Consider the following 11069-nt stretch of genomic DNA (forward strand, 5'->3'; position numbering starts at 1 on the left):
AGCGCCGCCGCTCAGCCGGCGGTCACCCTCCCGTTCCCCCTTGCCCGCATCCCCCCGCTTCAGCCCTCATGGCGCAGTCCTCCGCCACTTCTCCGTGGCCACGACCTCGCCGATCCGCCAGCCCTCGGGTGTGCGCAGCAGCCCGAAGTCGTACCGCCCGCCGCACTCCAGATCCGGCGCCGCCGGGCCGTCCCCGTCGGTGCGGCGCATCGGGTTGAAGTAGTCGGCCCGCACCCGCGCGGTGTCCCCGGTGTCATGCTCCAGGATCCCGAACCGCACCCGCCGGTTGACGATCAGATGCTGCCGTACGGCGAACCGCGCCAGGTTCTCCGCGAGCCACCCGGCGACCTGCCCGGCCTCGCCCTCGATACCCCCGGACGAGCGGTAATCGGCCCTCCCCCCGGGCGTGAACAGGCCCGGGTACGCCGTCCAGTCACCGTCGTCCACCGTCACCGCGTACGCGGTGACCAGCTCGTCCACGGCCAGCCGGTCCAGTACGGTCGCGAGTTCCGCACGCTGCGTCATCGGCTCAGTCTTGGCCACGGCGGGGACGGAGCCAAGAGTCCTGCGGGGAAATTCGGCGGTTCGGGCGAGCGGGAAAACCGGTGGCGGGAGCGCGTCCGACCGTCGAACCTGTCACCCGTGAACGATCGATCCCGCGCCGCCGAACCGAAGTTCCGCATCCGCGCCCGCCACACGGACACCACGATCACCGTCTACCAGGCGTACCGCCCCGCCATCGGCCTGGCCGCCGCCCGGGACGGCCGGTTTCCGGGGGAGTGGAAGCGGGACCGGATGACCTGGATCAAGCCGTCGTTCCTCTGGATGATGTACCGCTGCGGCTGGGGTACCAAGGAGGGGCAGGAGACCGTGCTGGCGGTCGACATCGACCGGGCGGGATTCGAGTGGGCCTTGCGGCACGCCTGTCTGTCGCACTACGTGTCCGGGGTGCACACGGACCGGGCGGCTTGGAAGCGGGAGTTGGGGAGGGCGCCGGCGCGGGTGCAGTGGGATCCGGAGCGGGATCTCCACCACAACGCGCTGCCCTGGCGCTCGCTGCAACTCGGGCTCGCTGGAGAAGCCGCGCGGCGGTACGCCGATGAGTGGGTCGTCGGCATCCAGGACGTGACACCGCTGGCCCGGCAGGCGCACGCGGCGGTGCGGGCCGGGGAACTGGAGGCGGCCGGGGCGCTGCTGCCCGAGGAGCGGGCGTTTCCGGTGGGGGAGGATCTGCTCGCCCACCTGCGGGCGTAGGGCGCCGGGAGGGTCAGGCGGCCTTGATGATCTCCTCGCGGATCGCCTTGGCCCACTCCACGACCAGCAGCTCGTACTCCGTGCGTTCCTGGGCCGAGAGGGAGCCGCCCGTGCGCAGCCAGAGCGCCCGGATCTGCTCGTTCACCTCGGCGGCAGACCGTGCGGAACCAGGGGGCGGGAAATGGGGGGACATGCGGGACAGCCTAGGGGCAAGGGCTGACACTGCGCTACCGCACCGCTACGCAGAACGTATGTGGTTGGTCACCGGTGCCGCCGGTCGCGCCCCGTGGTCGACCCAGTTCAGATGGCATATGCCTGGCTGAGTTGACGCCGGGTGGTGCCCGGGAGATGGCCGAAACGGGGGTGTGGACCCCTGTGGGGGCGGTGGCGACTGGGTCAACTGCCCTGTTTGGAAGGGAAGTTCAGGAAACCGCCGCGGGGCCCTTCACGGTCCAGCCGGGTGTCTGCGGGTGGGCCGTCAGGTCGTCGTGATGGACCGGGGAGCCGCAGGCGCGGCAGGTGACCACCGGGACCAGCTCATGGCCGCAGCTGTGCTCCATGGTCATGGGCAGATCGGTGTGGTGGCGCAGATGACGGTCGCCCCACTCCTTGAGCGCCATCAGGACCGGCTCCAGCTCCAGGCCCGCCGCGGTCGGCCGGTAGTCGAAGCGCTGGGGGTGCTCGCTGTAGGCGCGCCTGGTCAGCACCCCGGCCTCCACGAGCCGGCGCAGCCGGGCGGCCAGGATGTCGCGCGGGGCGCCGATATTGCGCGCCAGCTGGTCGAACCGGCCGTTGCCCAGGCACACCTCCCGCAGCACGAGCAGGGAGTACTTCTCTCCCACCACCGCGAGGGTGTCGGCGATGGAGCAGGGGCGCGGGTCCTTCGGTGCGGCCATGCGGCCCAGTTTAGTTGAGAGTTTGGTTTTCCAACCCTTGTGGACGGTATGGGTTCCCCCGCGTCCGGCGGTGGGTTTGATTTTCCAACTCACCCAGCTATGGTGAGTTTGGATTTCCTACCCACCGGTAACCACGCTCGTGAACGAGCCCGCTCCGCCGCAGGAGGCCGCACCATGCGAGACGCAGTGATCGTCGAGGCCGTACGCACCCCGATCGGCAAGGGCAAGCCCACCGGCGCCCTCGCCCAGGTCCACCCCGTCCAGCTGCTCGCCCACACACTGAAGTCCCTGGTCGAGCGCTCCGGTATCGACCCGGCGCTGATCGACGACGTGATCGGCGGCACCGTCGACCAGGTCGGCGAGCAGGCCATGAACACCACCCGGTACGCCGTGCTCGCCGCCGGACTGCCCGACACGGTCCCGGCCACCACGGTGGACCGCCAGTGCGGCTCCTCCCAGCAGGCCGTGCACTTCGCCGCCCAGGGTGTGATCGCCGGCGCGTACGACATGGTCGTCGCCTGCGGTGTGGAGTCGATGAGCCGGGTGCCGATGTGGTCCAACGTGCCCGCGGGCAAGGACCCGTTCGGACCCGGTGTCGCCGCGCGCTACCCCGAGGGCCTGCTGCCGCAGGGCATCAGCGCCGAGCTGATCTCCGCCAAGTGGTCGCTGACCCGCGCGGAGATGGACGCCTTCGCGGTCTCCTCGCACCGCAGGGCCGCCGCGGCCTGGGAGGCGGGGCTGTTCGACGCCGAGACCGCGCCCCTGGAGGGCGTCACCCGCGACGAGTGCGTACGGCCCGACAGCACTCCGGAGATCCTCGGCGGCCTCAAGCCCGCCTACCACGACCCGAACTTCGCCGAGCGCTTCCCGCAGATCGAGTGGAACATCACCGCGGGCAACACCAGCCCGCTCAACGACGGCGCCTCCGCCGTCCTGATCACCTCCAGCGAGACCGCCGCCCGGCTCGGCCTGCGCCCGCTCGCCCGGCTGCACAGCTTCGCGGTCACCGGCTCCGACCCGCTGCTGATGCTCACCGGCGTCATCCCGGCCACCGAGAAGGTGCTCGCCCGGGCCGGCCTCTCCCTCGGCGACATCGACCTGTTCGAGGTCAACGAGGCGTTCGCCAGTGTCGTCCTCGCCTGGCGGCAGGAGACCGGCGCCGACCTGGACAAGGTCAATGTGAAGGGCGGCGCCATCGCCCTCGGCCACCCGCTCGGCGCCAGCGGCACCCGGCTGACCACCACTCTGGTGCACGCGATGCGCGAACGGGGCGCCCGCTACGGCCTCCAGGCGATGTGCGAGGCGGGCGGCCTCGCCAACGCGATGATCCTGGAAGGCATCTGACCCGGAGTCGGCGGCGCATTCCCGGTCGGCGCATCCCCTGGTCCCCGGACCCCAGCCGCCGGACCCCTCGTCATCTTCCGCTCGTCACCTTTCGCTCGTCACCTTCCGCGCAGCCGATGCCGCTGCCGCCACGCCACCACCGTGCCCGCCAGGGCCGGTACGGCGATGCAGGCCATCGCGAGCAGGAAAGCGGGCGAGGTCGGCGCCGAGGCACGGGCGCCGGCGACCGCGTAGGCGGCGGTGTTCGGGACCGACCCGAGCGCCGTCGCCAGCAGGAACGGCAGCCAGCCCATCCGGGAGACCGCCGCGCAGTAGTTCGCCGCCCAGAACGGCACCCCCGGGAAGAGCCGCGCGGCCAGCATGGACCGGAATCCGTGCCGGCTCAGCTGCCCGTCCGCGGCCCGCAGCCACCGGCCGCGCAGCAACGGGCGCAGCGCGTCCTGCCCGAGCAGCCGCCCGAGTCCGAAGGCCACCCCGGCCCCGAGCACCGTCCCGGCGAGCGCGGTCCCGAGGCCCAGCTGGGAGCCGAACAGCGCGCCCGCCGCCAGGTTCAGCAGGGGCCGCGGCACGAACGCCACCGTGCACAGCCCGTATCCCGCGCCGAACGCCAGCACCGCCATGAGGCCGCCGGCCCGCGGCGGCCAGCCCTGGGTCAGCAGGCGCTGCGGATCGAACAGCAGCACCAGCGCGCCCGCGGCCGCCAGCAGCACCAGCAGCAGCGACAACCGCGCCCACGGCGACAGCAGCGCGCGGGCGCAGCGGGCGGTGAACCCCGCGCGGGGCACGGGCGGCGCGGGGACGGTGGTGGCATCGAGCACGTGACCCCCTGGGAGACATCGACGGCCGACGCCGATGATAGAGGGCGCCCCGGACAGCCCCGTCGGGCACGTGGACCGGTGCGGCTGACCGGGTACTTGACGGGGACGCGTGCGGCCCGGCAGCGGCCACTCACGGAGTGTGACTGCTACGTATGCTGCGCATGAAGCGAAACAAACGCTCGTCGCCACTCGGCGGACCCGCGCGGACCTCCCGGCTCGCCGCGGCGGCGCTGACCCTCGCCTTCGGCGTGGGCGGCTCGCTGGCGCTGGACACCGGAGCCCTCGCCCAGCCGCAGCCGCGCCAGGGCGGTTCCACCCTGCTCGACGAGACGTTCATGCACGCGACGGCCCCGGAGTTCACCGGTGTCGGTTCGGCCTGCCTCACCGGCGCGCCCCAGGTCGGCGCCCTGCCGGGTCCTGGCGACCACCCGCTGGGCGGCTGCACGGAGGGCGTCGGCCCGGTGCCGCCCAACAACGCGGACCCGCACGGCTATCTCCGGCTGACGGACTCCTCGAACGACCAGTCCGGCGCCGTCCTCTACAACCACGCGCTGCCCGCCACCAAGGGCCTCGACGTCACCTTCGACCAGTGGCAGTACGGCACCACCACGGGCCAGATCGCCCCGGCCGACGGCATCTCCTTCTTCCTGGTGAACGGCGACACGGACCTGACCCACCCCGGTGCCTTCGGCGGCAGCCTCGGCTACGCGCAGAAGCTGCCCGACGACGACCCGAGCGCCGAGTTCCAGCCCGGCGTGGACAACGGCTACCTGGGCGTCGGGCTCGACGTCCTCGGGAACTACTTCGGCGACTGGGAGCACCGCGGCAACGGCTGCCCGCCCGGCCAGCGTTCGCCCGCGGGCACCAGCTTCCATGTGCCCGCGCCCGGGCCGAACATGGTCACCCTGCGCGGTCCCGGTGACGGCATCGAGGGCTACTGCTTCCTCACCGCCACCACGAGCAACTTCTCGACCACCGGGCCCTGGCCGTCGACCCTCCCCGGGCAGCTCCAGGGGCCGACCACCACGGTGTCGAGCGACCCGGTCCAGGCCGAGGCGGACCTGGAGCCCTCGCGCCGCCGGGTGCACGTGGTGATCACCCCGGCGCCCGACCCGCAGGTCACCGTGTCCATCGACTTCAACGACGGCAACGGTTTCCAGCAGGTGCTCCAGACTGCCGCGCCGACCCCCGTACCGGAGACCTACAAGTTCGGCTTCGCGGCCTCCACCGGTCTGTTCACGGACACCCATCTCATCCGCAACGTGGTCGTCGCCACCGAGCAGCCGCTCTCCGAGCTCAGCCTCGTGAAGCAGGCCAGGCAGCCGCTGCCCGCAGACCTGACGGTCGGCTCGCAGGTGCCGTACGACTTCGTGGTCACCAACTCGGGCGATACGACCATCGACGACCTGGCCGTCGACGACCCGAAGGTCGGTCCGGTCTCCTGCCCGGTGACCAGCCTCGCGCCCGGTGAGACGGTCACATGTACGGCCACGTACACGGTGACGGCCGCGGACGTCGCCCACGGCTCGATCGACAACACGGCCACCGCCACCGGCACTTCCGACGGGGAGACGGTCACCTCGCCGGAGTCCTCGGAGAGCGTCCCGATCCAGCAGCGGCCGGGCATCGAGGTCGAGAAGCAGGTGGAGACGCCCGGTCCGTACTCGGTCGGGCAGACGGTCACCTACCGCTACACCGTCCGCAACACCGGTGGTGTGGAGCTGACCGATGTCGCGGTGCACGACGACCATGTGCAGGACATCACCTGCGAGTCCACCACGCTCGCCCCGGCGGAGGAGGCCGGTGACAGCACCACCTGCACCGGCACCTACACCATCACCGCGGCCGACGGCACGGCCGGTTCCGTGACCAACACCGCCACGGCGACCGGTACCGCGAACGGGGAGACCGTCACCTCGCCGGAGACGTACCAGACCGTCCCCGTCGGGCAGCCCCACCTCACGCTGCACAAGCGGGTCGTCTCCAGCGGTCCGTACCAGGTCGGGTCCACGGTCCAGTACGCGTACACCGTGACCAACACCGGCAGCACCCAGCTGCACGACGTGCATGTCGCGGACAACCGTGTCGCCACGGTGACCTGCGACGACACCACGCTGGCGCCCGGGGAGACCACCACCTGCCACGGCTCGTACCAGATCACCCAGGCCGACATCGACATCTGCCTGGGCAACGGCAACGGCAACCGCGGCGGTGGTGACGGCGGCACCGTCGAGTGCCGGATCACCAACATCGCGCAGGCCGGCGCCACCGATCCGCAGGGCCGGGAGATCGTCAGCGAGCCCGCCGCGGCCACGGTGACCGTCAGGGTCGAGCCGGAGCCGTGCCCGCCGAAGCCGGAGTACGGCAAGCCGGACGACAAGGGCGGCTGCGACAAGCGGGGCCGCCACAGCAAGATCTGACGCACCCTTTGCACCGCACCGGCGCCGCCCCGTCCAGGGGCGGCGCCGGTCGTGCGTGCGCACCCGCCCCGTGCGCGGGACGGACCGCCGCCCGGAAACCGGTGGAAAACCATTCGACGCCGGACATCCCGTCGGCGATGATCGACGTCATGTTCCGGTACGCCTTCCACCTCGCAGCATCCGCGGTCGCGGATGTGCCGAAGGCTGCCGTTCCCACGCTCGCGGCCGCTGTCGACGGCGCCCGAAGCTGACCCTCCCCGGATCGTCCGGCGGACCCCGCAGGGGGAGGGTCGGCCATCCGGAGGGGTCCCGACTTCCTTACGACAGCGAAGACTTCGAGGTACAGCCATGTCCAAAACGGCCTACGTGCGCACCAAGCCGCACCTGAACATCGGCACCATGGGTCATGTCGACCACGGCAAGACCACCCTGACCGCCGCCATCACCAAGGTCCTCGCCGAGCGCGGCACCGGCACCTTCGTGCCCTTCGACCGCATCGACCGCGCCCCCGAGGAGGCCGCGCGCGGCATCACCATCAACATCGCGCACGTCGAGTACGAGACCGACACCCGGCACTACGCCCATGTGGACATGCCCGGTCACGCCGATTATGTGAAGAACATGGTCACCGGCGCCGCGCAGCTCGACGGGGCGATCCTCGTCGTCTCCGCGCTCGACGGGATCATGCCGCAGACCGCGGAGCACGTCCTGCTCGCCCGGCAGGTCGGCGTCGACCACATCGTCGTCGCCCTCAACAAGGCGGACGGCGCGCTCGACGAGGAACTGATCGACCTGGTCGAGCTGGAGGTCCGCGACCTGCTCACCGCGCAGGGCTACCCGGGCGACGCGGTACCCGTCGTACGCGTCTCGGGGCTGCGGGCGCTCGCGGGCGACCCGCGCTGGACGGCGTCCGTCGAGGCGCTGCTCGACGCGGTGGACACGTATGTGCCGATGCCCGAGCGGTATCTCGACGCGCCGTTCCTGATGCCGGTGGAGAACGTGCTCACCATCACCGGGCGGGGCACGGTCGTCACCGGCGCCGTGGAGCGCGGCACGCTCACGCTCGGGGACCGGGTCGCGGTGCTCGGCGCGGACGGCGTCGAGACCGTCGTCACCGGCCTGGAGACCTTCGGCAAGCCGATGCCCGAGGCGCAGGCCGGGGACAACGTGGCCGTGCTGCTGCGCGGCGTGCCCCGGGACGCGGTGCGGCGGGGGCATGTGGTGGCGGCGCCGGGCAGCGTGGTGCCGGCGCGGCGGTTCACGGCGCGGGTGTACGTGCTGTCGGGGCGCGAGGGGGGTCGTACGACACCGATCGCGACGGGGTACCGGCCGCAGTTCTACATTCGTACCGCGGACGTGGTCGGGGACGTCGACCTCGGCGCGGCGGCCGTGGCCCGGCCCGGTCAGACGGTGGAGATGACCGTCGAGCTGGGGCGGGAGGTGCCGCTGGAGCCGGGGCTCGGCTTCGCGATCCGGGAGGGCGGCCGGACGGTCGGCGCGGGCACCGTGGTGTCCGTCGGTTCGTAGGGCCCCCGCGGGGCGCGTCACAATGAACCTGTGACCGAGCAGATACCCGTCTTCCGCACCACCGACCACGGCGCCGCCAAGCTCATGCCCGATGTGGACCGGGAGCGTGCCTGGCTGCTGACGGTCGACGGGGCGCCGCAGTCGTACGTCGACCTGGACGAGCCGACGTACCTGGAGTTCGAGTACGCACGCCGGCTCGGGCACGCGCTGGACACGGTGGCCCCCGAGGGCCGGGCGCTGGACGTGCTGCACCTGGGCGGGGGAGCGCTGACCCTGCCCCGGTACGTCGCGGCGACCCGGCCCGGTTCACGGCAGGACGTCGTGGAGGCCGACCGGGGGCTGCTGGACATGGTCGCCGAGTATCTGCCGCTGCCCGAGGGCGCGGGCGTCGCGGTGCACGCCGCCGACGCCCGCGCCTGGCTGTCGGCCGCGCCGGACGACGCGGCCGATGTGCTGATCGCGGACGTCTTCGGCGGCTCCCGGATGCCGGCCCATCTCACCACCCTCGCCTACGCCCGGGAGGCCGAACGGGTGCTGCGGCCCGGCGGGACCTATCTCGCCAACCTCGCGGACGCGGCGCCGTTCGCCTTCCTGCGCTCCCAACTGGCCACGTTCGCCGAGGTCTTCGAGGAGCTGGCGCTGGTCGCCGAGCCGGGGGTGCTGCGCGGGCGGCGGTTCGGCAACGCGGTGCTCATCGCCTCGCACCGGGCGCCGGACGTCGCCGCGCTGGCCCGCCGGGTGGCCGCGGACGTCTTCCCCGCGCGGGTCGAACACGGCGCCGCCGTACGGGAGTTCATCGGCGGCGCGCGACCGGTCGAGGACGCGGACGCGGTGCCCTCGCCGGTGCCGCCGGGCGGATCGTTCGGCATCGGCTGAACACCGGGCGCGGGGACGTCCGTCCGCCGCGCCCGGCGCCCCGCGTCAGTCCGACGTGGGGGTGCCGTGCAGCCGCACCGAGCCGAGGATCTTCATGATCGTGGCCTGCGGGACCTCGTCCTTGACGCCCTTGGCGCCATAGAAGTTGAACGACACGTAGTCGTGCGCCGAGTTCTGGAAGCCGAAGGTGAGGGCCTTGCCGTCGCTCGCGCACTTGCCCTTCTGCGGGGTGCCGCTCGACCTCGCCCAGGCGTAACTGCCCTTGATGCCGGACGTGGTGGTGAAGGGGGTGGCCTTCTTGTCGAAGGTGATGGTCTTCTTGTCCGGCTGGGTGTAGCCGCCGTAGACCCACCAGGCGGGGGTGTTGACGGCGATCTGGTCGGTGTTCTTCGCGCCGCTTGCGCCCTTGCTGCCGACGACCGCGAGGGGGGTGTCGTCGGTGCGGCCGTCCTTGTCGTCGTCGGACGTGCAGAACTTGGGCTGGTCCTCGGCCGTGCCCGACATCACGATCAGCGGCTTGCCGTCGGTGGACTTCTGGTCCTCGAAGCCCACCTCCATGTCGGGCGCCTGGGCCTGCCAGTCCGAGGGCACGTCATAGGCGATGCCCCACTTGGGGTTCACCACGACCTTCCAGCCCGGCACGGTCGGCTTCTCGCTCTCCGCGGCCCGCGGGTTGTCGGTGGCGGCGGGGCTGGAGGACGCCCCGGTCGGCGACTGACTGGTCCCTGTGTGCTTGCCGTCCGCCTTGTCGTCCTTGCCGTCCTTGGAGCCGCCGAGGACCAGCACACCGGTCACACAGGCGGCGACGACCACGGCGGCGGCCGCGACGATCGCGATCAGCTTCGTACGGTTGCCGCCGCCGTTGCCGCCGCCCTTCGGGGGCTGCTGCATCGGCACGGTGGGCGGCTGCCCCCACTGCGGCTGCTGCTGCCCGTAAGGGCCGGGGGCCTGTGGGTACTGGCCCGGACCGGGCTGCTGCCCGGCTCCCGGCTGCTGACCGGCCCCGGGGTGCTGGCCCCCCTGCGGGTACTGCTGGTACCCCGGCTGCTGGTACGGATTCGGCTGCTGCTGGTAACCCGGCTGCTGGTACGGGTTCTGCTGCGGGTTCTGCGCGCCCCCGGGCGGCTGCTGATCTGGCCACATGGCCGACAACACTAGTGCGGTGGCGGCACGGTTCGGTCACGGGCTCTCGTCAGGGCCGTAGCGAAGCGGTGTGAAGGGTCTGACGGACGGGTGGAGACCGCGCTGGTCAGCAGCACCTACTGGCCGGTAACATCACGCCCATGACTGTTGACAGCGCCTCGATGGGCGAGATGCTTGCCACCGCGGTCCCGATGGTGCGGACCCTGAACCTGGAGTTCGTCGAGGTGACCGCGGAGCGCGCCGTGCTGCGCCTCCCGGACCAGCCGGACTACCACAACCACATCGGCGGACCCCACGCCGGCGCGATGTTCACGCTGGCCGAGTCCGCCAGCGGCGCCATCGTGCTCACGGCCTTCGGCGACCAGCTCTCGCGCGCGGTGCCGCTCGCGGTCCGGGCCGAGATCGGCTACAAGAAGCTGGCCATGGGGCCGGTGACGGCGACGGCGACCCTGGGCCGCCCGGTGGCCGAGGTCGTCGCCGAGCTGGACGCGGGCGGCCGGCCGGAGTTCCCGGTCGCCATCGCCATCGAGCGCGAGGACGGCGCCGTCACCGGGGAGATGACGGTGGTGTGGACCCTGCGGCCGAACGGCTGAGCGGATCGCTGAAAAGGGGCCTCCGGCGTGCGCCGGGGGCCCTTCCTCGTTCCCGGGGTCATTTCAGGTCTTCTGGCGCTTTCCGGCCCGTGCGCATCCTCGCCAGGGGCCAAAGGTCATGCGGAATTTACAGACACGGTCCCGGTGTCACGGCGTGTTGCGGCCGGGTGAGTGAAGGGTGAAGCAGGAGCGCGCTTT

At 71.9% G+C, this 11069-nt stretch carries 11 protein-coding genes; 6 read left to right on the forward strand and 5 right to left on the reverse strand.

All coding sequences use genetic code 11. From position 1 onward, the window contains the following. Nucleotides 1–66: 66 nt before the first annotated feature. Nucleotides 67–525, reverse strand: a complete 459-nt coding sequence (locus tag AB0N90_RS33635; RefSeq protein WP_361669052.1) for a nuclear transport factor 2 family protein — start codon at nucleotides 523–525, stop codon at nucleotides 67–69. Between the two features lie 108 nt (nucleotides 526–633). Here AB0N90_RS33635 and AB0N90_RS33640 point away from each other — a divergent pair, with 108 nt between their 5' ends. Next, nucleotides 634–1254, forward strand: coding sequence for a DUF4291 domain-containing protein (locus AB0N90_RS33640; protein ID WP_365203017.1), 621 nt, complete (start codon nucleotides 634–636; stop codon nucleotides 1252–1254). Nucleotides 1255–1267: 13 nt separating this feature from the next. Here AB0N90_RS33640 and AB0N90_RS33645 read toward each other — a convergent pair whose 3' ends face one another. Further along, the gene (locus AB0N90_RS33645) at nucleotides 1268–1447 is read right to left on the reverse strand and encodes a hypothetical protein (RefSeq protein WP_093680272.1); all 180 of its coding nucleotides are present in this window, start codon (nucleotides 1445–1447) and stop codon (nucleotides 1268–1270) included. Between the two features lie 229 nt (nucleotides 1448–1676). Continuing rightward, nucleotides 1677–2150: a helix-turn-helix domain-containing protein gene (locus AB0N90_RS33650; protein WP_361669056.1), complete on the reverse strand. Its 474-nt coding sequence runs from the start codon at nucleotides 2148–2150 to the stop codon at nucleotides 1677–1679. 174 nt (nucleotides 2151–2324) lie between these two features. Here AB0N90_RS33650 and AB0N90_RS33655 point away from each other — a divergent pair, with 174 nt between their 5' ends. Then, nucleotides 2325–3494 (forward strand): thiolase family protein, encoded by a 1170-nt coding sequence (locus AB0N90_RS33655; RefSeq protein ID WP_365202893.1) that lies wholly within the window; start codon nucleotides 2325–2327, stop codon nucleotides 3492–3494. 98 nt (nucleotides 3495–3592) lie between these two features. On the opposite strand, the gene AB0N90_RS33660 is transcribed toward AB0N90_RS33655, so the two are convergent. Next, a complete protein-coding gene (locus tag AB0N90_RS33660; protein ID WP_365202895.1) occupies nucleotides 3593–4312 on the reverse strand; it encodes a VTT domain-containing protein in 720 nt (239 codons plus the stop codon). A gap of 161 nt (nucleotides 4313–4473) precedes the next feature. On the opposite strand from AB0N90_RS33660, the gene AB0N90_RS33665 reads away from it, so the two are divergent. The 3 genes from AB0N90_RS33665 to AB0N90_RS33675 all read left to right on the forward strand — a co-directional run bounded on the left by AB0N90_RS33665 (nucleotide 4474) and on the right by AB0N90_RS33675 (nucleotide 9135). Continuing rightward, a complete protein-coding gene (locus AB0N90_RS33665) occupies nucleotides 4474–6732 on the forward strand; it encodes a hypothetical protein (protein ID WP_365202897.1) in 2259 nt (752 codons plus the stop codon). Nucleotides 6733–7080: 348 nt separating this feature from the next. Beyond that, the gene (gene tuf / locus AB0N90_RS33670) at nucleotides 7081–8259 is read left to right on the forward strand and encodes an elongation factor Tu (RefSeq protein WP_361669066.1); all 1179 of its coding nucleotides are present in this window, start codon (nucleotides 7081–7083) and stop codon (nucleotides 8257–8259) included. Nucleotides 8260–8289: 30 nt separating this feature from the next. Next, a complete protein-coding gene (locus AB0N90_RS33675; RefSeq protein ID WP_365202898.1) occupies nucleotides 8290–9135 on the forward strand; it encodes a fused MFS/spermidine synthase in 846 nt (281 codons plus the stop codon). Between the two features lie 45 nt (nucleotides 9136–9180). Here the strand turns inward: AB0N90_RS33675 and AB0N90_RS33680 are convergent, their stop codons facing one another. After that, nucleotides 9181–10278 (reverse strand): hypothetical protein, encoded by a 1098-nt coding sequence (locus AB0N90_RS33680; protein WP_365202900.1) that lies wholly within the window; start codon nucleotides 10276–10278, stop codon nucleotides 9181–9183. A 140-nt stretch (nucleotides 10279–10418) separates the two neighbouring features. Here AB0N90_RS33680 and AB0N90_RS33685 point away from each other — a divergent pair, with 140 nt between their 5' ends. After that, the gene (locus AB0N90_RS33685) at nucleotides 10419–10871 is read left to right on the forward strand and encodes a DUF4442 domain-containing protein (protein ID WP_086807797.1); all 453 of its coding nucleotides are present in this window, start codon (nucleotides 10419–10421) and stop codon (nucleotides 10869–10871) included. The last annotated feature ends 198 nt before the right edge of the window (nucleotides 10872–11069 follow it).

This window comes from Streptomyces sp. NPDC093018 (assembly GCF_040684035.1).
In the GTDB taxonomy this organism is placed as follows: domain Bacteria; phylum Actinomycetota; class Actinomycetes; order Streptomycetales; family Streptomycetaceae; genus Streptomyces; species Streptomyces murinus.

Bases quoted from the DNA above. Each gene is read 5' to 3' on its own strand.
- AB0N90_RS33650 (WP_361669056.1), bottom strand. From the start codon at position 2,150: ATGGCCGCACCGAAGGACCCGCGCCCCTGCTCCATCGCCGACACCCTC.
- AB0N90_RS33655 (WP_365202893.1), top strand. From the start codon at position 2,325: ATGCGAGACGCAGTGATCGTCGAGGCCGTACGCACCCCGATCGGCAAG.
- AB0N90_RS33685 (WP_086807797.1), top strand. From the start codon at position 10,419: ATGACTGTTGACAGCGCCTCGATGGGCGAGATGCTTGCCACCGCGGTC.
- tuf (WP_361669066.1), top strand. From the start codon at position 7,081: ATGTCCAAAACGGCCTACGTGCGCACCAAGCCGCACCTGAACATCGGC.
- AB0N90_RS33645 (WP_093680272.1), bottom strand. From the start codon at position 1,447: ATGTCCCCCCATTTCCCGCCCCCTGGTTCCGCACGGTCTGCCGCCGAG.
- AB0N90_RS33680 (WP_365202900.1), bottom strand. From the start codon at position 10,278: ATGTGGCCAGATCAGCAGCCGCCCGGGGGCGCGCAGAACCCGCAGCAG.
- AB0N90_RS33635 (WP_361669052.1), bottom strand. From the start codon at position 525: ATGACGCAGCGTGCGGAACTCGCGACCGTACTGGACCGGCTGGCCGTG.
- AB0N90_RS33665 (WP_365202897.1), top strand. From the start codon at position 4,474: ATGAAGCGAAACAAACGCTCGTCGCCACTCGGCGGACCCGCGCGGACC.